Consider the following 20,925-nt stretch of genomic DNA (forward strand, 5'->3'; position numbering starts at 1 on the left):
TGGGGCGAGGGGCTCGCTGGGGCTCATGCGTCGAGAACGACTGCCCGGAGCACCGCGTCGATGACGGTGCCTCCGTGCGGCGCTTGTCAGCGGCCCGCCGGGCACCCTCGCCGTGGCAACCGCACCAGTCTACCCGAGCTGATTCCGCGCTTTCCGGCAGTCCCCATATCACCGTTTCCGCCACCCCGCAGGGGCGACGCGGACGCCGGGCCGAGGGATCACCCCCGCCCGGCCCACGCGCGTCAGGTGGTCAGCTCAGGCCACCGAAGAGGGTGGTCACCGAGCCGTCGTCGAACACCTCGCGGATCGCCCGCGCCAGCAGCGGCGCGATCGACAGCACGGTGAGCTTGTCGAGCTGCTTCTCCGGCGGCAGCGGCAGCGTGTTGGTCACCACAACCTCGCTGATCGGGCTGTTCTTCAGCCGCTCGGTCGCCGGGTCGGAGAGCAGGGCGTGGGTGGAGGCGACGATCACGTCGGCGGCGCCGGACTCCCGGAGGATGTCCGCCGCCTTGCAGATCGTGCCGCCCGTGTCGATCATGTCGTCGACGATCAGGCAGACCCGCCCCTCGACCTCGCCGACCACGCGGTTCGCCACCACCTGGTTCGGCTTCAACGGGTCCCGGGTCTTGTGGATGAAGGCCAGCGGGCAGCCGCCCAACCGGTCGGTCCACCGCTCCGCCACCCGCACCCGGCCCGAGTCCGGCGCGACCACCGTCATCGGGCGGCCCGCGTACTTGTGCTGGACGTACTCGGCCAGGATGTCCATCGCGAACAGGTGGTCGACCGGGCCGTCGAAGAAGCCCTGGATCTGCGCGGTGTGCAGGTCGACGGTGAGGATGCGGTTGGCTCCGGCCGTCTTCAACAGGTCCGCGATCAGGCGCGCCGAGATCGGCTCCCGGCCGCGGTGCTTCTTGTCCTGCCGGGCGTACGGGTAGAACGGCAGGACCACGGTGATCCGCTTGGCCGAACCGCGCTTCAGCGCGTCGATCATGATCAGGGTCTCCATGACCCAGGTGTTGACCCCGTGCGTCACGGACTGCACCACGAAGGCGTCCGAACCGCGCACCGAGTCCTTGTACCGTACGAAGATCTCACCGTTGGCGAAGTCGTACGCGTCGGCCGGCGTCGGCGCGACGCCGAGCACCTCACCGATCTCCTTGGCCAACTCCGGAAAGCCACGTCCGGAAAAAAGCATCAGGCTCTTGCGGTTTTCGGCGACGATGCTGCCCATGGGCCCGTCTGCTCCCGTTGGTCGGTGGTACCCGGCACGGTGGTGGTGGGCCGGGGACTATTCGGTTGCAGTATCCCCCGCGCCGGACGCCGGGCTGACCGCCTCGGCATCCCCGTGGATTGCCTCACCTTCGCTTGCCCCGAAAGCGCGCGCCGACGCACCCTCGTCGGCCCGACCAGCACCACCAGCACCACCGGCCCCGCCGGCCCGCTCGGCCGCCTCGGCGGAGGCCGTCCCGGCCCGCTTGCGGGCCACCCAGCCGTCGATGCTGCGCTGCGGCGCCCGGGTCACCCCGAGCGCGCCGGGCGGCACGTCCTGGGTGATCGCACTGCCCGCCGCCACGTACGCCCCCGCGCCCACCTCGACCGGCGCGATCAGGCTGGTGTCGCAGCCGATGAAGGCGGCCTCGCCGACCGTCGTGCGGTGCTTGTTCACCCCGTCGTAGTTCACGAAGATCGTCGCCGCGCCGATGTTGGCCTTCGCGCCGATCGTCGCGTCCCCCACGTACGACAGGTGCGGCACCTTCGCGCCCGCGCCCACCTCGGAGTTCTTCACCTCGACGAACGTGCCCACCTTGGCCTTCTCCGCCAGCCGGGCGTCCGGCCGCAGGTACGCGTACGGCCCGACGGTGGCGCCCGGACCGACCTCGGCGCCCACCGCGTGGCTGCGCAGCACGGTGGCGCCGGGGCCGACCACGGTGTCGATCAGCGTCACGTCCGGCCCCACGACCGCGCCGGTGCCGACCACCGTGCCGCCGCGCAGCTGGGTGTTCTGGTCGACCACCGCGTCCCGGTCCAGGGCGACCGTCACGTCGATCCACGTGGTGTCCGGGTCGAGCAGGCTGACCCCGGTCCGCATCCAGGCCTCGTTGACCCGGTCGCGCAGCAGGCGGCGCAGCGCGGCCAACTCGACCCGGTCGTTGCAGCCCAGCGTCTCGACATGGTCGGCAGCGACGTGCACCGCCACCGGCTCGCCGGCCGAGACCAGCAGGCCGAAGACGTCCGTCAGGTACTCCTCGCCCTGGTCGTTGTCGGTCGACAGCTTGCCGAGCGCGTCGCGCAGCCGGGCCGCGTCGAACGCGTAGATGCCGGCGTTGATCTCCCGGACCGCGCGCTGCGCCGGGGTGGCGTCCCGCTCCTCGACGATCTGCTCCAGCCGCCCGTCGGCGTCCCGCACGATCCGGCCCAGGCCGGTCGGGTCGGGCACCTCCGCGGCGAGCACGGTCGCCGCCGCGCCCACGCCCTCGTGCGCCTCGACGAGCGCGGCCACCGTCTCCGGGCGGAGCAGCGGCACGTCGCCGTTGATCACGACCACGGTGCCCGTCGCGTCCGGCGCGGCGTCCAGGGCGATCCGGACGGCGTGCCCGGTGCCGAGTTGCTCGGCCTGGAGCACCGGCGTGGCCTGGGGGGCGATCTCCGCCAGGTGCGCGCGGACCTGGTCGGCACCGTGACCCACCACGACCACCGTGCGGTCGGCGGCCAGTGGCGCGGCCGCGGCGAGCACGTGGCCGACGAGGGTACGACCGAGCAGCGGGTGCAGCACCTTGGGCAGCGCCGACTTCATCCGCTTGCCCTCCCCGGCGGCGAGCACGACAACGGTGCGGAGGTGGGGCTGGGACACGACGCGGGCTCCCGTCGGGACGGCGGACACTCTCGCGGCCATGCTAACCAGACAGTGGGCCGACGTCTGGCGCGGCCGCACGAATGCCGGTAGATACGGTTTGAGCTGGGGTGCCTGGATTCGAACCAGGAGCTCAAGGCTCCAAAGGCCTGCGGGTTGCCGTTACCCCACACCCCAATGAATGTCAAGCTTTACGAACCGTCAGTTTTTGTTACCGCCGCCCGTGATCCGGAACAGCTCGGCGATCATACCTTCGATCCGCCAGTAGAGCTCGCGACTGCGCGGCACGGTGATCACCAAACAGCCACGATAGTCATCACCGGTGTTGCGGCGCACCGTCACCGCCCGGTGTTTCTTGAGACTGGCGGGCCGAAAGCGCTCGACCGGCAGATCGAGCTCCCGCGCCCACCAGGACACGGCGGCCTCGGCGTCGGCCGTCTCGTGGATGCTGACGCGATAGCCGGGGACGTCTCGGCCGATCCCGCACACCTCCAGGAAGCGCAGGAAGAGCGCGAGCAGGCCCGGATCGCTGTTGACGAACTGGAGGCGGTCGTCCCGCCGCCACGGCTTCGACTTGGTCCCCTCGCACCAGTAGATCGCCGCGCCGAGGAGGAGGAGATCCCGTTCGTCGAGGGACCCCACCACGCCCGCCGCCCGTGCCCGTTCCGCGGCCTGGCGGCGTCCCGGGCCTCGCGGTGCGCCGCCCACCGCGCCTCGGACATCAGCGCCGAATGCTCCCTCCGCCGCTCGGCGACCGCCGAGTCCGCGTCCAGCGGCAGGTGCCTGACCCACTGATACGCGGTGGACTTGGCCACGCCGAGCTGCTGGGCGATGTCGTTGACCGACCGCCCCTCGGCGCGCAACTCCACGGCTGCGGACCTGAGGTCGTCCTTGGCGCGCGGCCGGCGCGTCCGCTCCGGCGGCGGGACGCCCCGCAGCAACTCGTGCACCCGGTTACGGCCAAGGCCGGTGCGCGCCCGGATCTCGCGGACGGAGAGCTGCTCGACGGTGCGCAGCCGACGCACCTCGGCGGCGAGGAAATCGGTCATGAGCAGCACGCTAGAACACGCGTACGACAGACCGGGACATTCATGCTCGACGCTGTCCGCTGCGCGCCGAGGGAACCTAAGTTACGGTGACGTAGGCGTAACTTCGTGATCTCCCTTCCCTCTGCTGCGAGGTGCCATGTCCACCACACTCCTCGAGCCCGCCGCCGCCGGCCCCAAACCCCTCACCCAGGGCAGCCAGTCCCGAGGCATCCTCGTCGCCCTCTGGGCGTTCGTGGTGGTCCCCTTCCTGGCCCTCGTCGCCGCAGTACCGGTCGCCTGGGGCGGCTGGCTGAGCTGGACCGACCTGGCCGTGGCCGCGGTCTGGTACGCGATCTCGGGGCTCGGCATCACCGTCGGCTACCACCGGTACTTCACGCACGGCTCGTTCAAGGCGAAGCGGTGGCTGCGGGTGGCGCTGGCGGTCTCGGGCTCGCTGGCGGTGCAGGGCGAGATCATCCAGTGGGTGGCCGACCACCGCCGCCATCACGCCTTCTCCGACCTCGACGGCGACCCGCACTCGCCGTGGCGGTTCGGGGAGAGCGTCCGTGGCCTGGTCAAGGGCCTGTTCCACGCGCACGTCGGCTGGCTCTTCGGCCGGGAGTTGTCCAACCGGAAGCGGTTCGCCCCGGACCTGCTCGCCGACCGCGACATCAACCGGGTGGACCGGCTCTTCCCGCTGCTGGTGACCGTCTCGGTGCTCGGGCCCGCGCTGATGGGCGGCCTGCTCACCTGGTCGTGGCAGGGCGCGCTGACCGCTCTCTTCTGGGGCGGCCTCGTCCGCATCGCGCTGCTGCACCACGTGACCTGGTCGATCAACTCGGTGTGCCACGTCTACGGCGAGCGGCCGTTCGCGATGCGCCAGGGTGACCGGGCGTCGAACTTCTGGCCGCTGGCGATCCTGTCGCTCGGCGAGAGCTGGCACAACCTGCACCACGCCGACCCGACCAGCGCCCGACACGGCGTGCTACGGGGTCAGGTGGACATCTCGGCGCGGGTGATCTGGTTGTTCGAGAAGGTCGGCGCGGCCTGGGACGTGCGGTGGCCGAAGACCGAACGCATCGCGGCGAAGCTCGTCAAGCCGCTCACCGAGCGGTAAACCGGGCGGTGCCGGCGAAGGCTACCTGGCAGTATGGGCCGGGTGACCGAGCACAGCGGGGGCAACGACGGACGGCCCGGTGCCGTGGGGGCCGGGCCCGGCGGGGATACGGTCGGACGGCGCGGCAGCGCCACCCGACCGGCCGCCGGTGGGGCGACCAGATGAGCCAGCACACCGGCGGCGCCATCCCACGACAGGGCGTCACCGAGCGCCGGCGGAGTAACGACATGGCGGATGCCCCTGGCAGCGACGGCAGCACCGGCCGGCGGCGAGCGGTTCCCGCCGGCAAGCCCTCCTCACGGGTACGCATGTCGGCCGCCCAGCGCCGCGAGCAGTTGATCTCGATCGCCCGGCAGATCTTCGCCGAGCGCGGTTTCGACGCCACCTCGATAGAGGAGGTGGCGGCCCGCGCGAAGGTCTCCAAGCCGGTGGTCTACGAGCACTTCGGCGGCAAGGAGGGGCTCTACGCGGTGGTGGTGGACCGGGAGGTCCGGGCCCTGCTGGACCGGATCACCACGGCCCTGACCGCCGGCCACCCGCGCGAACTGCTGGAGCAGGCGGCGATGGCCCTGCTGACGTACATCGAGGAGGAGACCAGCGGCTTCCGGGTGCTGGTGCGCGAGTCGCCGGTGCTCTCGGCGACGGGCAACTTCAGCAGCGTGATGAACGACGTGGCACACCAGGTGGAGCACATCCTGGGCGCGGAGTTCTCCAGCCGCGGGTACGACCCGAAGCTGGCCGAGCTCTACTCGCAGGCGCTGGTGGGCATGGTGGCGCTGACGGGCCGCTGGTGGCTGGAGGTGCGCAAGCCGCGGAAGGAGACGGTGGCGGCGCACCTGGTCAACCTGGCCTGGAACGGGCTGTCGCACCTGGAGGCCAAGCCGGGCCTGATCACGGTGCGGGGGCGCTGAGTCCGCCCGCCGGTCAGCGGGTGTGCGCCTCGGAGACGGGGTGGTGGCGGTGGCGCCGCTCCTCCGCGGCGTGCTCGTCGGTGCCGACCTTGTCGTACAGGCCGGTGCCGAGCAGGAGGAGGCCGAAGAACATCGACACGATGACGGTGGACATCGAGAAGTTGAGGAAGTTGGCCTCGGTCTGGAGCACGGCCATCATGAGGATGCTGGTCACCAGGAAGACGACTCCGGCGGTCAGGTTCATGTAGTGGCCGAGGTTGCCGCGCCGTGAGGCGCCGATGATCAGGACGATTCCGAAGATCACCGAGGCCAGCGAGAACGCCAGGTTGGTGCGGAGCCCGAGGACCCAGGTGTCGCCCCGGTCGAAGAGTGGTTCGCCCAGCGTCTGGACGGTGCCCCAGAGCCCGAAGACCAGGATGTAGAGCCCGACCAGCCCGGCGAGGACCCGGTAGATCGGCCGCGCCGGGTGGTTTACCGGAAAGTGCACCATGGCCCCTCCGCCCGAGTAGTGACAATCACCCGATTGTCACCCGCACAGAAGGCCGATGTCCGCCAAAACGCCCGAAGGCAACATTCGGCAGAGGCGGAACCACAAATGTCCCACCCCACCGGCCGCAGGGCCGGAATGGAGCGGGACCAGGTCGGTTGTCGCCGGAGCCCGACCCGCGGAGGGATCAAGCCTGACCGCCCGGAGCGGGTCGGGCTCCGGCGACAACCCGGAGAGCAACCAGCAACGACTCAGAGCACGAGGCGGGCCTTCTGCCAGGCCTCCTGCTCCTCTTCGGTGCCGACCTTGCCGTACATGCCGGCCGTCAGCAGGACCAGGCTGACCACCATCAGCACGATGACGGTGATGATGCTGAGGTTGAAGATGTTGGCCTCGGTCTGGAGGAAGGCGAGACCGGCGAGGCTGATCACCATGATGGCGTACGCCAGCCACTGGTTGATCATGACGTCGATGTTGCGACCGATCACGGTGCCGGCCAGCACCGCCGCCCCGAGCAGGGCGACGAGCAGCGAGAAGCCGAGGTTCGTGCCCTGGCCGAGGACCTGGGTGTCATCCTGGGCGAGGACCTCGTTGCCGGCGCTCGCGATGATGCCGAGCACGCCGAAGGCCACCAGGTACAGACCGGTCAGCCCGCCGATCGCCCGGTAGACCGGCCGCGCGGGGTGGTTGACGGGGGTGTGGGCCATGTCTGTGTCTCCAACGCCGTTCGGGTGAGGGGTCGCGGACGATTGTCCCGCACGTGGCGGTGTGACGCCGCACACGGGGGTCCTCCCGCGTGCGACGCCACGACGAGGCCCGCTCAGATCGCCGGGATCTCGTCCGCCAGGGCCAGCCAGGTCTCCTCGGTCCGCTCCCGCTCGGCCCGCAGCTCCTTGAGTTGCGCGTCGAGTTCCGCGACCTTGGCGTAGTCGGTGGCGTACGCGGCGAGCTGGTCGAGCAGGGCGGCCTCCTTCTGCTCCAGCTTGGCGATCTGCCGTTCCAGCCGGGCCAGTTCCTTGCGGGCCTGGCGCGCCTCGGCGGCGGACATGCCGACCTCGGCCGGCGCGTCGGTGCTGACCGCGGCGGCCGGCTCGGTCGGGACCGGTCCGGGTCGGCCGGCGGCCCGGGCGAGGTACTCGTCGACGCCGCCGGGCAGGTGCACCAGCCGCCCGTCGCCGAACATCCCGTACGCGACGTCCGTGACCCGCTCGATGAGGTAGCGGTCGTGGCTGGCCACGACGATGGTGCCGGGCCAGGAGTCGAGCAGGTCCTCCAACGCGGCGAGGGTGTCGGTGTCGAGGTCGTTGGTGGGCTCGTCGAACAGGAGCACGTTGGGCTCCCCGGCGAGCAGCCGGAGCATCTGCAACCGGCGGCGCTCGCCGCCGGAGAGGTCGCTGACCGGGGTCCAGAGCCGCCGGTCGTCGAAGCCGAACACCTCGGCGAGCTGGGCGGCGGAGACCTCCCGGTCGCCGAGCTGCACCCGGCGGGCGACCTCCTCGACGGCTTCGAGGACCCGCAGGTGACCGGGCAGCTCGGCCAACTCCTGGGAGAGGAAGGCCGGCCGGACGGTCGAGCCGGTGGCAAGGCGCCCGCCGTCGGGGCGGGTGACGCCGGCCAGCATCCGCAGCAGGGTGGTCTTGCCGGCGCCGTTGCGGCCGAGGATCGCGATGCGGTCGCCGGGGCCGACCTGCCAGGTGACGTCGTGCAGGATCTCCTTCGGGCCGGCGTGCAGGGTCACCTGCTCCAGGTCGTACACCTGCTTGCCGAGCCGGGCGGTGGCGAGCCGTTGCAGCGACATGGTGTCGCGCGGCGGCGGGACGTCGGCGATGAGCGCGTTGGCCGCGTCGATGCGGAACCGTGGCTTGGAGGTGCGGGCGGGCGGGCCGCGGCGCAGCCAGGCGATCTCCTTGCGGAGCAGGTTCTGCCGGCGGGCCTCGGTGGCCGCGGCGACCCGCTCGCGCTCCGCGCGGGCGAGGGTCCAGGCGGCGAAGCCGCCCTCGTACGCCCGGACGGTCTGGTCGGCGACCTCCCAGGTGGTGGTGCAGACGGCGTCGAGGAACCACCGGTCGTGGGTGACCACGACGAGCGCGCCCTTGCGGCCGACGAGGTGGCGGGCCAGCCAGTCGACGCCGCCGACGTCGAGGTGGTTGGTGGGCTCGTCGAGGATGAGCAGGTCGGACTCGCGGACCAGCAGCGCGGCCAGGGCCACGCGCCGCCGCTCGCCGCCGGACATCGGGCCGACCGGCTGGTCGAGCCCGAGATGGGGCATGCCGAGGCCGTCGAGGATGGCGCGGACGCCGGCGTCGCCGGCCCACTCGTGCTCGGCGCCCATGCTCTCGCCGAGCCAGGCCGTGCCGAGCACCACGTCCCGGACGGTGGCGTCGGGGGCGAGCGTCAGGCTCTGCGGCAGCCAGGCGACCCGCAGGTCACGGCGGTGGGTGACCCGCCCGTCGTCCGGTTCCTCCTGTTTGGTGAGCAGCCGCAACAGGGTGGACTTGCCGGCGCCGTTGAGGCCGACCACGCCGATCCGGTCGGCGTCGTCGAGGCCGAGCGAGACGTCGGTGAGCAGTGGCCCGGCGGCGCCGTAGCCCTTGGACACCCGGTCCAGGTTGACGATGTTGGCCACGACCTCACCTCCCATGATCAAGGCGTCCCCGTGCCGGTCGGCACCTGGGACGCCTGAGCCTCCCAGGGTACGCGGGCGCCGGGGCCCGCCCCGGCCGGAGCCGCCCCCGCCGCGGGTCAACCAGCGGGGCGGCCGGCTTGTTCCAGGTCAGCGGGCGCCGGAGCGTCGGCGGTCAGATGATGCGGGCGCCGGCGACCGGGCCGTGGGCGGTCCGTGCCTCGCGGCACACCCCGGCCGACGCCATCTCGGCGGCGATCCGCTCGGCGTCGGCGGCGTCCACCGCGAGGAAGACGCAGGTCGGCCCCGAGCCGGAGACGATGCCGGCGAGCGCGCCGGCCGCCTCGCCGGCCTTCAGCGTCGCCGCCAGCGACGGGCGCATGGCCAGGGCGGCGTCCTGGAGGTCGTTGCCGAGGGTCGCGGCGAGCACCCGCGGGTCCCGCTGGCGCAGCGCCGCGAGCAGCGCGTCGGTGCTGCCCAGCGGCGCACCGGCGGTGCCGGCGTCGCGGAGCCGGTCCAGTTCGCGGTAGGCGGCCGGGGTGGAGAGGCCACCGTCGGCGACGGCGACCACCCAGTGCCAGGACGTGGGGCGGGCCAGCACGGGGCTGACCGCCTCTCCCCGGCCGGTGCCGAGCGCCGTGCCGCCGTGGATCAGGAACGGCACGTCGGAGCCCAGGTCGGCGGCGATCCCGGCCAGCTCGTCGCGGGACAGCCCGGTGCCCCAGAGCGCGTCGCAGGCGACCAGTGCGGCGGCGGCGTCGGCGCTGCCCCCGGCCAGCCCGCCGGCCAGCGGGATCTGCTTGCGCAGGTGCAGCCGGGCGTGCGGCGTCACCCCGGCGTACCCGGCGAGGGCGCGGGCCGCCCGGATGACCAGGTTGGAGTCGTCCAGGGCCAGCTCGCCGGCGCCCTCGCCCTCCATGGTGAGGGTGAGCGTGTCGCCCCGGCGGGCGGTCAGCTCGTCGTGGATGGAGATGGCGTGGTAGACGGTGTTCAGCTCGTGGTAGCCGTCGCGGCGCAGCGGCCCCACCCCGAGGTGCAGGTTGACCTTGGCGGGCACCCGGACCCGCACCGGTCCGCTGGCGCCGCGCCGCCGCTGCTCGTCCTCGTCGTCCGGTCCCCAGGCCTCGGTCACGGGGCGGTGTCCCGCAGGCGCAGGCGGATGTCGAACGGCTTCTCCACGATCAGCTCCTCGGCGGCGTCGGCGGCCGGCACGCACCGGCCGTCGACCAGGTCGTACGCGTACACGTGCGGATGGCCCGGGGCGGGCACGGCGTCAGCCTACTGTGCGGCGGACGGGGCGGCCGGGGCCGACGCGGCGATGGCGGCGAACTGCTCGACGGAGAGTGACTCGCCGCGCGCGCCGGGGTCGACGCCGGCGGCGACGAGCGCGGCGGCGGCCCGGTCCGCGCCGCCGGCCCAGCCGGCCAGCGCGGCGCGCAGGGTCTTGCGGCGCTGCGCGAACGCCGCGTCCACCACGGCGAAGACCCGTTCCCGGGGTACGTCGTCGCGGGGCGGCTCGCGGCGGGTGAAGGCGACCAGTCCGGAGTCGACGTTCGGCACCGGCCAGAACACGTTCGGCGGCACCTTCCCGGCGGCGCGGGCGTGCGAGTACCAGGCGAGCTTGACCGACGGGACGCCGTACACCTTGGAGCCGGGACCGGCGACGAGCCGGTCGGCGACCTCCTTCTGCACCATCACCAGGCCGTGCCGCAGGCTGGGCAGCTCGGCGAGCAGGTGCAGCACCACCGGCACGGCCACGTTGTAGGGCAGGTTCGCCACCAGCGCGGTCGGCGCCGGGTCGGCCAGGTCGGCGGCGCGTACGCGCAGCGCGTCGGCGTGGTGCACGGTGAGCCGGGCGGCGTCCGGGCCGGCGTGCCGGGCGGCGGTCTCCGGCAGCGCGCCGGCCAGCGTCGGGTCGATCTCCACGGCGTGCACGTGGGCGGCGGCGGGGAGCAGGGCCAGGGTGAGCGAGCCGAGGCCGGGGCCGACCTCCAGCGCCACGTCGTCCGGGGTCAGCCCGGCGGCGGTGACGATGCGCCGCACCGTGTTGGGGTCGTGCACGAAGTTCTGGCCGAGCCTCTTGGTGGGGGCGACACCCAGCCGGGCGGCCAGTTCCCGGATCTCCGCCGGGCCGAGGAGACCGGTCACGCCCCGTAGCCTATGCGGGCCGCTGCGGCCGTGCGGAGGGGGCCCGTGGCGGGGGGCCTGCCGGTCACCACGGGCCGAAGACGCGGTCGCCGGTGGCGGAGATGGCGGCGCAGAGGTCGTCCAGGTCCGCGCCGGTCGTCTCGGCCAGCGCCCGGACCGTCAGCGGGATCAGGTACGACGCGTTGGGCCGGCCGCGGTGCGGCATCGGGGTCAGGTACGGCGCGTCGGTCTCCACCAGGATCTGGTCGAGCGGGGTCAGCGCGGCGGCCTCGCGCAGCGCGCCGGCGCTGCCGAAGGTGACGGTGCCGGCGAAGCTGAGCAGGTAACCGCGGCGGACGCACTCGGCGGCGAAGTCGGCGTCGCCGGAGAAGCAGTGCAGCACCACGGTGTCGGGCGCGCCCTCGTCGTCGAGGATCCGCAGCACGTCGGCGTGCGCGTCCCGGTCGTGGATGACCAGCGCCTTGCCGTACCGCTTGGCGATGGCGATGTGCGCGCGGAAGCTCTCCTCCTGCACGACCCGCCCCTCCTCCCCGGTGCGGAAAAAGTCCATCCCGGTCTCGCCGATGCCGCGTACCCGGTCGCGGGCGGCGAGCGCCTCGATCTCGCGCAGCGCCTCGTCGAGGTCGGCCAGGCGGGGCGCCTCGTTCGGGTGCAGCGCCACGGTGGCCAGCACGGCCGGGTGGGCGTCGGCGGCGTCGGCGCCCCAACGGGACGACGCCACGTCCACCCCGACCTGCACCAGCCGGTCGACGCCCACGGAGGCGGCGACGGCGACGACCGCGGCGACGGGGTCCGCGGCGGGGCCGCCGCTGGCGTCGGCAGCTACCCGCGCCCCCGGCTCGACCGTCGCGCCCTGTGGGGGCACGCCGGCCTCGCTGACGGTGATGTCGAGGTGGGTGTGGCTGTCCAGCACGGGGCGGGGCAGCGGCTCGGGGGCGGGCGGGAACTCCCCGGCCCGGCGGGCGGCGCGCTGCTTGCGGGTTTCGGTGGGCTCGCTCATCGCAGGCCAGCATCACACACCGTCGGCGGCCCGCGTCGCGGGGACGCCACCGGCCGTTCACCGACTCGGCACATGTCGGGCCTAGCGTCAGCGGGGTGACCGTCACCCCTCAGACCAGCGGAAACGGCCTCAGCGTCACCTACGAGGGCGCGGTGTACCCGGCGGAGGAGATCGCCCGGGGCGCGGCGTACGAGTTGTCCAGCGCGGCCGAGGCGCCCGGCTTCGAGTGGTCCCGGCCCGGCACGCCCCGGCCGTGGCGCAGGTTCGTGCACGCCACCGAGGTCAGCGACGTGTATCCGGCGACGGAGCCGGCCGAGGAGCCGGAGGCGCCGCTGCTGGTGCCGCTGCACCGGGAGCGGGGCTGGTCGTACGTGCAGCAGCTCAGCCAGCAGCCGACGGCGGCCGGCGACCCGACGCTGGCGGCGGTGCGCGCCTCGGCGGTGGTCCGGCGCGGCACCCGGATGGTGAAGGTGCTCTCCGCCCGGCAGCTCGCCGGGTACGTGCGCGGGTGGCTGCCGCACGGCTTCTGTTACCGGGAGCACGACGTGGCGCACCTGCGTACCCCGGGGGCGACGACGGTGCTGCGCACCGACGGCTCGGACGCCCGGGACGGCGCGGACGTGACGTACGCGCTGCGCTGGCGGGCCGCCGACCCGGCCGACTACGACGTGCCGGTCGGCGAGGCGCACCGCGGCCTGACGGCGCTGGCGCCCCGCGACCGGCTCGGCGCGGCGGTCCTCGGCACGGGGTTCGTGCCGAGCAGCGGCCAGCTCGTCCCGGAGTTCGTCACGCGGGACTTCGCGGACCTGCCGATGCCGGCGAACGCCACCCTGCTCGCCTACCCGGCCGACGGCGTGGAGGTGGTGCTCTACAGCTACCAGGCCGAGCAGCGCGGCTGGCTGCGGATGGCCGGCCCGCAGTGGCGGCACCTGCTCGCGGCGGTGCCGGGGCTCTCCCCCGACCAGGAGTACGTGCCGACGGGCGAGGCGCCCCGCTCCACCCGGCTGGTCGGCGGCTACGCCGGCGGCGACTACGAGGCGGTGGCCGACCTGCCCGGCGGGTTCCGGGTGCTGGCGATGACCCGCGCCGCCCGGTACCCGGTCGAGTGGGCGGCCCGCCGGCTGCGGCTGGCCGACTGGCGGGGCGTGCCCTGCCTGGTGCTGCGGGAGGAGACCGGCTGGCTCCGCCTGCGGCTGCGCCGACCGGATCCGGACGCGGTGGCGGAGACCGGGGCGCAGTGCCAGGAGCGGGGCGTCTACGAGGCGTGGGCGCCGGCCGCCGAGGTCACCGAGGACCGGGTGGTGGACCTGCCGTACCGGCTCTGACCCGGCCCGTGCCGGATCTCGCCGGCATAACCGGGGACGGGGTGGGAACCCGCACGCGTCCGGCCATCACGTGACCAGGAGACGCGCATGCCTTTCATCACCGTGGGAACGGAGAACTCCGCCCCCATCGACCTGTACTACGAGGACCACGGCTCCGGTCAGCCGATCGTGCTGATCCACGGCTTCCCGTTCAACGGGGCGACCTGGGAGAAGCAGACCGGGCCGCTGCTGGCCGCCGGGTACCGGACGATCACGTACGACCGGCGGGGTTTCGGCGCTTCGGCCCAACCGGCGTTCGGGTACGACTACGACACGTTCGCCGCCGACCTCGACGTGCTGATGAGCGAGCTGGACCTGCGCGACGCGATCCTGGTCGGCCACTCGATGGGCACCGGCGAGGTGACCCGCTACCTGGGCGTGTACGGCTCGCAGCGGGTCGACCGGGCGGTGCTGCTGGCCCCGCTCGCGCCGTTCCTGCTGAAGACCTCGGACAACCCGGAGGGGGTCGAGAAGAGCCTCTTCCAGGGCTTCCAGCAGGCCATCCTCGACGACCGCTTCGCCTACCTCACCACCTTCTGCGAGGCGTTCTTCAACTACCAGGAGAACAGGGGCAAGCTGGTCAGCGAGGAGGCGTTCCGGGCGCACTGGGAGATCGGCGCCCGGGCCTCGGCGAAGGGCACCCACGACAGCGTGGACGCCTGGCAGACCGACTTCCGGGGCGACGTGTCCCGCATCGACGTGCCGGTGCTGATCGTGCAGGGCGACTCCGACGCGGTGCTGCCGTACCCGAAGACCGGGCAGCGGCTGCAACCGCTGCTGGCCGGCAGCCAGTTGGTCACCCTGAAGGGCGCGCCGCACGGCATTCCGTGGACGAACGCGCCCGAGGTGAACCGCAGCATCATGGACTTCATCGGCGCGCCGGCGATGGCGCGGGCCTGACCGCCCGGCCGGGGCGCGGCCGCACGGCCTGGCGCGGCGACGACGGGCGCGACCCCCTCGGGGGCCGCGCCCGTCGGCACGCGCGGGATCAGCCGGCCAGGCGGGCCAGCTCCTCGTCGACGATCGACGGGTCGAGCTTGCGGAAGACCGGCTTCGGTGCGGCCAACGCCCGGCCCACCTCCAGGGGCACGGACTCCCAGCGCGCGCCGACCGAGTAGTCACCGGTCAGCACCGGGTACGCGGGCCCGCCGTCGAGGTCGTCGACCTCCTCGATGACCGGCATCGGGGCGTGCACCCCGGTGCCGCCGAGCAGTTCGTGCACCTTCTGCGCGGAGTGCGGCAGGAACGGGGTGAGCAGCGTGTTGGCGTCGCTGACCACCTGGAGGGCGACGTGCAGGATGGTGCCCATCCGGGGCTTGTCGGCCTCGCCCTTGAGCTTCCACGGGGCCTGCTCGGAGAGGTACTTGTTGGCCTCGGCGACCACCCGCATCGCCTCGCCGATGGCCTGCTTCTGCCGGTGCCGGGCGATCAGGTCACCGACCGTCGCGAAGCCGGCCCGGGCGACCGCGAGCAACGCCTCGTCGGCCTCGGTGAGCCCGGCCGGGTCGACGGGCGGAATCGCGCCGAAGTTCTTCGCCGCCATCGAGATGGAGCGGTTGACCAGGTTGCCCCAGCCGGCGACCAGCTCGTCGTTGTTGCGGCGGAGGAATTCGGCCCAGGTGAAGTCGGTGTCGTTGCTCTCCGGGCCGGCGGCGGCGATGAAGTAGCGCAGCGCGTCGGCGTCGTACCGCTCCAGGAAGTCCCGGACGTAGATGACGACCCGCCGGGAGGAGGAGAACTTGCGCCCCTCCATGGTCAGGTATTCGCTGGAGACCACCTCGGTGGGCAGGTTGAGCCGGCCCAGCTCGCCCGGCTGGCCGTCGCGGTCGCCCTCGCCCGAGTAGCCGGAGAGCAGCGCCGGCCAGATCACCGAGTGGAAGACGATGTTGTCCTTGCCCATGAAGTAGTAGGCGCGGGCGTCCTTGCCCTCGGCGTCGGCGGACCACCACCTGCGCCACGCCTCCGGGTCGCCGGAGCGGCGGGCCCACTCGATCGAGGCGGAGAGGTAGCCGATCACCGCGTCGAACCAGACGTAGATGCGCTTGTCGGGGCGGTCCCGCCAGCCGTCGAGCGGGATCGGCACGCCCCACTCCAGGTCCCGGGTGATGGCCCGGGGCTGGAGGTCGTCGAGCAGGTTCCGCGAGAAGCGCAGCACGTTGGGCCGCCAGCCCTCGCGGGTGTCCAGCCACTGCCGCAGCACCTCGGCCAGGGCGGGCAGGTCCAGGAAGAAGTGCTCGGTCTCGACGAACTTCGGGGTCTCCCCGTTGATCCGCGACTTCGGGTCGATCAGGTCGATCGGGTCGAGCTGGTTGCCGCAGTTGTCGCACTGGTCGCCGCGGGCGCTGTCGTAGCCGCAGATCGGGCAGGTGCCCTCGATGTAGCGGTCGGGCAGGGTCCGGCCGGTGGACGGGGAGATCGCGCCCATGGTGGTCTTCGGGACGATGTAGCCGTTGCGGTACATCCCCTCGAACAGCTCCTGCACCACGGCGTAGTGGTTGCGGGTGGTGGTGCGGGTGAACAGGTCGTAGGAGAGCCCGAGGCCGTGCAGGTCCTCGACGATCACCCGGTTGTAGCGGTCGGCCAGCTCGCGCGGGGTGACGCCGTCGGCGTCCGCCTGCACCTGGATGGGGGTGCCGTGCTCGTCGGTGCCCGACACCATGAGCACGTCGTGGCCGGCCATCCGCATGTACCGGCTGAAGACGTCGGAGGGAACGCCGAAACCGGAGACGTGGCCGATGTGGCGCGGGCCGTTGGCGTACGGCCAGGCAACCGCCGCGAGAACGTGACTCATGACCAGCAAGCCTAGTGACCCGCTTCGGGTGACCGCGAATCAATAGGGCTCGCGGGTCGGCGGACCGGCCGGATCGGGTCCGCCATTTGTCCGATTTGCCGTCGACACGCGGCCTGAGCTGCCCGTTCGTGTGCGAGTGACGGGGTGCAATGAACGTCGTGACTCGCAGACGAGTGGCCCGGGATCACGACGACCGCCCCTCCGGCCCGCCGGACGGCGGTGCGGCCGGCGCGTCGCGCGGCACCGTCGCGCCGCATCCGCGGGTGGTCCCGCCCGCCGCGCCGCCGGAGCCGCCCGCCGGGTCCGCCCGGCCGCCCACCGGGGCGCCCGCCGATTCCACCGGGGCGCCCGCCGAACCGGCCGAGGCCGCCGAGCCGGCCGCCGAGGTCGAGCCCACGACCGAGGCGCCGGTCGACGCCGTGCCGCGCCGGGTCCCGGTCCGCCAGCCCCACCACGCCCGCCGGGGACGTCCCGCCGACGGGCGTACGCCGGACGGCGACGACCCCGGCGGCACGCCCGACGGCGACGACGGCGCGTACTGGCCGCCGATCGAGCAGGTGCACTGGGACGGCACGCCGATCAGAGAGGAGCCGCCGCACGAACGGCAGCGGTCGTCCCGGGACGGGGACCGGCAGGCCCGGCGCGCCCCGCGCCCGCCCGATCCGCTGCCGGGGCTGGCCGTGCTGCTGGCGTTGAGCCTGGTCGCGGCCTTCTTCGCCTGGGTCAGCGCGGGGCCGTTCTGGCTGGCGGTGGGGCACGCCACGCGGGGCACGGCGGTGATCGTCGACTGCACCGGGGGCGGGCTCGCCCAGCGCTGCCGGGGCAACTTCGCCCCCGCCGACGAGCGGTGGATCGCGCACGGCGTACGGGTCAGCGGGGTGGCCGCGGAACGGACCGCGACCGGCGCGACCCTGCCGGCCCGGATGACCGGCCCGGACGGCGGCACCGCGTACGCGGACGCCGGGGCGGCCGGGCACCTGCGCTGGCTGCTCGGCCTGCTGGTCGTGCTGGGCTGCTGCGCCGGGATCGCCAGGTGGACCGGGGCCACCCGGCTCGCCGACCCCCGGACCCGCCGCTGGGCGGTCACCGGCGCCGTGGCCGGCCCGCTGGTGATCACCCTCGGCTTCCTCGTCGCCGCCTGGTGAGTCGCCCCGCGCGTCAGGCGTGCACGACGCCGTAGACGTCGCGCCGGCGCAGGCCGTAATCCGTGGCGACCTCGGTGATCGCGTCCCGCCGGGACAGGCCGGCGGCCTCCCGGGCGGCGACGGCGGACCGCAGGGTGTCGTCGTCGGGGCGTTCCGGGGCCGTCTCGGGCGCGCCCGCCACCACGAGGGTGATCTCGCCGCGCGGCTCCCCCGCGGCGGCCCAGTCGGCCAGCTCGCCGAGCGGGCGGCGGACGATCTCCTCGTACGTCTTGGTCAGCTCGCGGCACAGCGCGGCGGGCCGGTCGGCGCCGAACGCGGCGGCCAGGTCGGCGAGCGCGCCGGCGATCCGGTGCGGCGCCTCGAAGAAGACCAGCGTCCGTTCCTCGGCGGCGAGCGCCCGCAGCCGGGACCGGCGGGCGCCGGGGGTGCGCGGCAGGAAGCCCTCGAAGCAGAACCGGTCGCAGGGCAGCCCGGACAGCGCCAGCGCGGTGGTGACGGCGCTCGGGCCGGGCGCGGCGGTGACCGGCACGCCGGCGTCCAGGGCGGCCCGCACCAGCCGGTAGCCGGGGTCGGAGACGCTCGGCATGCCGCCGTCGGTGACCAGGGCGACCACGTAGCCGGCGGTCAACACGTCGGCCAGCTCGGGGGTGCGCCGCTCCTCGTTGCCCTCGAAGTAGGAGACGATCCGGCCCGCCACGGTGACGTCCAGGTCGCGGGCCAGGCGGGTGAGCCGGCGGGTGTCCTCGGCGGCCACCACGTCGGCGGTGGCGAGCACCTCGCGGAAGCGGGCCGAGGCGTCGGCCGGGTTGCCGAGCGGCGCGCCGAGGAGGATCAGGCGCCCGGTGTCGGACATTTCACCCACGGGAACGGCTCCTTCATCGACAGGGGTGCCGGTATCGGAGGCGACGGGCGCCACCGGGCACCTTGGCAGCCTACGATCGCCGGGTGACGAGTGCGTCGACAGCACAGAGCGCGGACCAGGCGGGACCCGATCCCACGGCGGGGGCGCCGGCGGAAGGATCGTCCCCGGCTCCCGGCGGCGGCGTTCCCGGCATCGTCCGGCGCCGGCTGGCGACCGTGGAGGCCCGGCTGGACGGGCGCTCCTGGCTGGCCACCGGCGTGATCGTCGCGATCGCGGCGATCCTGCGGTTCGTCGGCCTGAGCCATCCGCCCGGGAAGATCTTCGACGAGATCTACTACGCCCGTGAGGGCTGGGCCCTGGTCGACAAGGGCGTCGAGTGGAACTACCAGGACAACGGCCCCTCGTACGTGGTCCACCCGCCGCTCGGCAAGTGGCTGATCGGGCTCGGCGAGTGGGCCTTCGGCTACTCGGACGCCGAGCACGGCATCTCCGTGCCGGGGCACCTGATGACCACCGCCCCGGAGTTCGGCTGGCGGTTCTCGGCGGCGGTCGTCGGCACCCTGTCGGTGCTGATGTTGGTCCGCATCGGCCGGCGGATGTTCCGCTCGACCGCGCTCGGCTGCGCGGCCGGCCTGCTGCTCGCGCTGGACGGCTTCCACCTGGTGCTGTCCCGCACGGCGCTGCTCGACATCTTCCTGCTGTTCTTCGTGCTGGCCACGTTCGGCGCCCTGGTGCTGGACCGGGACGCCCGGCGCCGCCGGTGGACCCGGGCACTGGAGGCGGGCCTCGACCCGGGCCGGCCGGGGCGGGCCGGGCGGCCGGCGGGCGGCTGGCGGAGCTGGCCGTGGTGGCGGCTGGCCGCCGGGGTGCTGTTCGGCTGTGCCTGCGCGGTGAAGTGGAGCGCGCTCTACTTCCTGCCCGTGTTCGCGCTGCTGGTGATCCTCTGGGAGGTCGGGGTCCGCCGCTCCGCGGGCGCCCGCCGGCCGTGGCGGGACACCGTCCTCGACGAGCTGCCCTGGCTGGTGCTGGCCGGGGTGCTGATGGTGGTCACCTACGTCGCCACCTGGTCCGGCTGGCTGCTCGGCGACGACGGCTACTACCGGCTCGCGGAGCGGTACCCGAACGCGCCGCTGAGCGACACCCCGGTCATCGGCGCGCTGCACAACCTCGTCGAGTACCACAAGGCGGCGTACGGCTTCCACACCGGCCTGGACGACCCGCACAAGTACCAGTCGTGGCCGTGGCAGTGGCTGCTGCTGGGCCGGCCGGTCGCCTTCTACTGGTCGGGCAACGGGCCCTGCGGCGCGCCGAGCTGCGCCTCGGAGGTCCTGCTGCTCGGCACGCCCCTGCTCTGGTGGTCGTTCCTGCCCGCCCTGGTGGCGCTGGCGTGGCTGGGCCTGGCCCGGCGGGACTGGCGGGCCGGCGCGATCCTGCTCGTCGTGGCGGCCGGCCTGCTGCCCTGGTTCTGGTTCGCAGTGGACGGCCGGACGATGTTCTCCTTTTACACCGCGCCGGTGCTGCCGTTCCTGGTGCTGGCGGTGGTCTACGTGCTCGGCGCGATCGTCACCCCCGCCGGCCCGCCCGGGGGCGGCACCGTCGCGCCGCTCGACGCCGGCCAGGACCGCCGGCTCGTGGGCGGGGTGATCGCCGGGGCGTACGTCCTGCTGGTCGCGCTCTGCTTCGCGTACTTCCATCCGATCTTCGTCGGCAAGCTGCTCCCGTACGCCGAGTGGTCGGCGCGGATGTGGCTGGACGGCCGCTGGATCTGACCGACGGCGCGCGACCCGCCGCGGCTCCGGGGCCACCCGGGGGCACGGCGGGCGCACGGGAAACGGGCCCGCACGCGTGGCGTGCGGGCCCGTCGACGTAGAAGCGCGCCCCGATCGCCTGCCACGGGGGAAGCGGGCGATTGGGGCGCGCATGAAGAGCTTAGCCACCCCACACCACTGGCACAACGGGTCGACTTCGGTCAGATTTCCGACCTACGCGACACCGAACAGATGGTTTACATCCGGCATCTTACGGTCCGTCATCCTGCGCCAACGGTGCGGATCGACGGCCACCGCACGCCGGCAGCCGACCGAACTTCCCGGTCGGCCACCCCCTGCCCCACGCGCGGTTCCTGCCTCGTCGTTCCATATTCGACCGCCTGCGCCGATCGTCATCGACGTCGCCCGACAGGCCGTTCATCCGGATGTTCACCTTCTGGAGACCGCGCGTCACGCAACAACGCATAACCCGACATAAACCTCCAATTGCCTCCCTACTCTCGTCCGAGTGGTCGTCTACATTCACGACGGCGGGTCGCCCGCCGTCCTCAAGGGACTTTCCGTCGCCGCCCGCTCCGTCGCCGCACCGGCCCTCGTCGACGCCGCCGGGCGGCGGCATCGACCGGCACGGCGCAGTGGCGTCCGCGCCGCGGCAGGTCCCCTGACGCACCTCCCGGTCGTCGCGACCACTGTCCGGTCGGGACCGGCGCTCCCGACCCGCGGCCCTCGGTACGTCGACGCCCGCCCCGTCGGCGCGACCGATCAGCCCCGGCCGGTAGCAGGCACCGGCTGATCCCGGCGACGGTCGGCGGTTCGGCCGACAACCGTC

The 20,925-nt window shown here is 73.4% G+C and carries 18 protein-coding genes, 1 tRNA gene and 1 pseudogene; 6 read left to right on the top strand and 14 right to left on the bottom strand.

Going from position 1 to position 20,925, the window contains the following annotated elements; all coding sequences use genetic code 11:
- Nucleotides 1-250: 250 nt before the first annotated feature.
- The 5 genes and pseudogenes from ACZ6O2_RS04050 to ACZ6O2_RS04070 all read right to left on the bottom strand — a co-directional run.
- Nucleotides 251-1,231, bottom strand: coding sequence for a ribose-phosphate diphosphokinase (locus ACZ6O2_RS04050; protein WP_350712050.1), 981 nt, complete (start codon nt 1,229-1,231; stop codon nt 251-253).
- Between the two features lie 57 nt (nt 1,232-1,288).
- Complete coding sequence (glmU, locus tag ACZ6O2_RS04055; protein WP_466021931.1) at nt 1,289-2,851, bottom strand: bifunctional UDP-N-acetylglucosamine diphosphorylase/glucosamine-1-phosphate N-acetyltransferase GlmU; 1,563 nt, start codon at nt 2,849-2,851, stop codon at nt 1,289-1,291.
- 105 nt (nt 2,852-2,956) lie between these two features.
- A tRNA-Gln gene (locus ACZ6O2_RS04060) sits at nt 2,957-3,028 on the bottom strand.
- 24 nt (nt 3,029-3,052) lie between these two features.
- Nucleotides 3,053-3,496, bottom strand: coding sequence for a hypothetical protein (locus ACZ6O2_RS04065; protein ID WP_466021995.1), 444 nt, complete (start codon nt 3,494-3,496; stop codon nt 3,053-3,055).
- A gap of 188 nt (nt 3,497-3,684) precedes the next feature.
- A pseudogene (locus ACZ6O2_RS04070) lies at nt 3,685-3,900 on the bottom strand (resolvase); the annotation flags it as partial.
- A 136-nt stretch (nt 3,901-4,036) separates the two neighbouring features.
- Between ACZ6O2_RS04070 and ACZ6O2_RS04075 the strand changes: the two are divergent.
- On the top strand, nt 4,037-4,996 hold the full coding sequence (locus tag ACZ6O2_RS04075) for an acyl-CoA desaturase (RefSeq protein ID WP_466021932.1): 960 nt from the start codon (nt 4,037-4,039) through the stop codon (nt 4,994-4,996).
- Nucleotides 4,997-5,223: 227 nt separating this feature from the next.
- Nucleotides 5,224-5,907: a TetR family transcriptional regulator gene (locus ACZ6O2_RS04080; protein ID WP_466021933.1), complete on the top strand. Its 684-nt coding sequence runs from the start codon at nt 5,224-5,226 to the stop codon at nt 5,905-5,907.
- A 13-nt stretch (nt 5,908-5,920) separates the two neighbouring features.
- Here the strand turns inward: ACZ6O2_RS04080 and ACZ6O2_RS04085 are convergent, their stop codons facing one another.
- The 7 genes from ACZ6O2_RS04085 to ACZ6O2_RS04115 all read right to left on the bottom strand — a co-directional run bounded on the left by ACZ6O2_RS04085 (nt 5,921) and on the right by ACZ6O2_RS04115 (nt 12,165).
- Complete coding sequence (locus ACZ6O2_RS04085; RefSeq protein WP_350712046.1) at nt 5,921-6,397, bottom strand: DUF4383 domain-containing protein; 477 nt, start codon at nt 6,395-6,397, stop codon at nt 5,921-5,923.
- 248 nt (nt 6,398-6,645) lie between these two features.
- On the bottom strand, nt 6,646-7,101 hold the full coding sequence (locus ACZ6O2_RS04090) for a DUF4383 domain-containing protein (protein ID WP_350701388.1): 456 nt from the start codon (nt 7,099-7,101) through the stop codon (nt 6,646-6,648).
- A gap of 113 nt (nt 7,102-7,214) precedes the next feature.
- Nucleotides 7,215-9,020: an ABC-F family ATP-binding cassette domain-containing protein gene (locus ACZ6O2_RS04095; protein WP_466021934.1), complete on the bottom strand. Its 1,806-nt coding sequence runs from the start codon at nt 9,018-9,020 to the stop codon at nt 7,215-7,217.
- Nucleotides 9,021-9,192: 172 nt separating this feature from the next.
- Entirely contained in the window at nt 9,193-10,149 is a 957-nt protein-coding gene (locus ACZ6O2_RS04100) for a 4-(cytidine 5'-diphospho)-2-C-methyl-D-erythritol kinase (RefSeq protein ID WP_350701392.1), read from the bottom strand.
- Nucleotides 10,146-10,286, bottom strand: coding sequence for a hypothetical protein (locus tag ACZ6O2_RS04105; protein ID WP_350701394.1), 141 nt, complete (start codon nt 10,284-10,286; stop codon nt 10,146-10,148). Before ACZ6O2_RS04105 ends, ACZ6O2_RS04100 begins: the two co-directional genes overlap by 4 nt.
- Nucleotides 10,287-10,295: 9 nt before the next feature.
- Nucleotides 10,296-11,165 (bottom strand): 16S rRNA (adenine(1518)-N(6)/adenine(1519)-N(6))-dimethyltransferase RsmA, encoded by an 870-nt coding sequence (rsmA, locus tag ACZ6O2_RS04110; RefSeq protein ID WP_350701396.1) that lies wholly within the window; start codon nt 11,163-11,165, stop codon nt 10,296-10,298.
- Between the two features lie 64 nt (nt 11,166-11,229).
- On the bottom strand, nt 11,230-12,165 hold the full coding sequence (locus ACZ6O2_RS04115) for a TatD family hydrolase (protein ID WP_466021935.1): 936 nt from the start codon (nt 12,163-12,165) through the stop codon (nt 11,230-11,232).
- A gap of 95 nt (nt 12,166-12,260) precedes the next feature.
- Here ACZ6O2_RS04115 and ACZ6O2_RS04120 point away from each other — a divergent pair, with 95 nt between their 5' ends.
- The gene (locus ACZ6O2_RS04120) at nt 12,261-13,490 is read left to right on the top strand and encodes a hypothetical protein (RefSeq protein WP_350701400.1); all 1,230 of its coding nucleotides are present in this window, start codon (nt 12,261-12,263) and stop codon (nt 13,488-13,490) included.
- Between the two features lie 87 nt (nt 13,491-13,577).
- The gene (locus ACZ6O2_RS04125) at nt 13,578-14,429 is read left to right on the top strand and encodes an alpha/beta fold hydrolase (protein ID WP_350701402.1); all 852 of its coding nucleotides are present in this window, start codon (nt 13,578-13,580) and stop codon (nt 14,427-14,429) included.
- Nucleotides 14,430-14,517: 88 nt separating this feature from the next.
- Here the strand turns inward: ACZ6O2_RS04125 and metG are convergent, their stop codons facing one another.
- Nucleotides 14,518-16,320 carry a methionine--tRNA ligase gene (gene metG, locus ACZ6O2_RS04130; RefSeq protein ID WP_466021936.1) on the bottom strand — a complete coding sequence of 601 codons (1,803 nt, stop codon included), beginning with the start codon at nt 16,318-16,320 and terminating at the stop codon, nt 14,518-14,520.
- Nucleotides 16,321-16,469: 149 nt separating this feature from the next.
- Between metG and ACZ6O2_RS04135 the strand changes: the two genes are divergently transcribed.
- The gene (locus ACZ6O2_RS04135) at nt 16,470-17,465 is read left to right on the top strand and encodes a hypothetical protein (protein ID WP_466021937.1); all 996 of its coding nucleotides are present in this window, start codon (nt 16,470-16,472) and stop codon (nt 17,463-17,465) included.
- Between the two features lie 13 nt (nt 17,466-17,478).
- Here ACZ6O2_RS04135 and rsmI read toward each other — a convergent pair whose 3' ends face one another.
- The gene (gene rsmI, locus ACZ6O2_RS04140; protein WP_466021991.1) at nt 17,479-18,318 is read right to left on the bottom strand and encodes a 16S rRNA (cytidine(1402)-2'-O)-methyltransferase; all 840 of its coding nucleotides are present in this window, start codon (nt 18,316-18,318) and stop codon (nt 17,479-17,481) included.
- 92 nt (nt 18,319-18,410) lie between these two features.
- Here rsmI and ACZ6O2_RS04145 point away from each other — a divergent pair, with 92 nt between their 5' ends.
- A complete protein-coding gene (locus ACZ6O2_RS04145; RefSeq protein WP_466021938.1) occupies nt 18,411-20,096 on the top strand; it encodes a dolichyl-phosphate-mannose--protein mannosyltransferase in 1,686 nt (561 codons plus the stop codon).
- Nucleotides 20,097-20,925 lie beyond the last annotated feature (829 nt).

Source organism: Micromonospora sp. NPDC048040 (assembly GCF_055587185.1).

What these genes read in the sequence shown, in the direction of transcription:
- ACZ6O2_RS04050 (WP_350712050.1), bottom strand. Translation starts at nt 1,231, where the DNA reads ATGGGCAGCATCGTCGCCGAAAACCGCAAGAGCCTGATGCTTTTTTCC.
- ACZ6O2_RS04075 (WP_466021932.1), top strand. Translation starts at nt 4,037, where the DNA reads ATGTCCACCACACTCCTCGAGCCCGCCGCCGCCGGCCCCAAACCCCTC.
- ACZ6O2_RS04080 (WP_466021933.1), top strand. Translation starts at nt 5,224, where the DNA reads ATGGCGGATGCCCCTGGCAGCGACGGCAGCACCGGCCGGCGGCGAGCG.
- ACZ6O2_RS04085 (WP_350712046.1), bottom strand. Translation starts at nt 6,397, where the DNA reads ATGGTGCACTTTCCGGTAAACCACCCGGCGCGGCCGATCTACCGGGTC.
- ACZ6O2_RS04090 (WP_350701388.1), bottom strand. Translation starts at nt 7,101, where the DNA reads ATGGCCCACACCCCCGTCAACCACCCCGCGCGGCCGGTCTACCGGGCG.
- ACZ6O2_RS04115 (WP_466021935.1), bottom strand. Translation starts at nt 12,165, where the DNA reads ATGAGCGAGCCCACCGAAACCCGCAAGCAGCGCGCCGCCCGCCGGGCC.
- ACZ6O2_RS04125 (WP_350701402.1), top strand. Translation starts at nt 13,578, where the DNA reads ATGCCTTTCATCACCGTGGGAACGGAGAACTCCGCCCCCATCGACCTG.
- metG (WP_466021936.1), bottom strand. Translation starts at nt 16,320, where the DNA reads ATGAGTCACGTTCTCGCGGCGGTTGCCTGGCCGTACGCCAACGGCCCG.
- ACZ6O2_RS04135 (WP_466021937.1), top strand. Translation starts at nt 16,470, where the DNA reads ATGAACGTCGTGACTCGCAGACGAGTGGCCCGGGATCACGACGACCGC.
- rsmI (WP_466021991.1), bottom strand. Translation starts at nt 18,318, where the DNA reads ATGTCCGACACCGGGCGCCTGATCCTCCTCGGCGCGCCGCTCGGCAAC.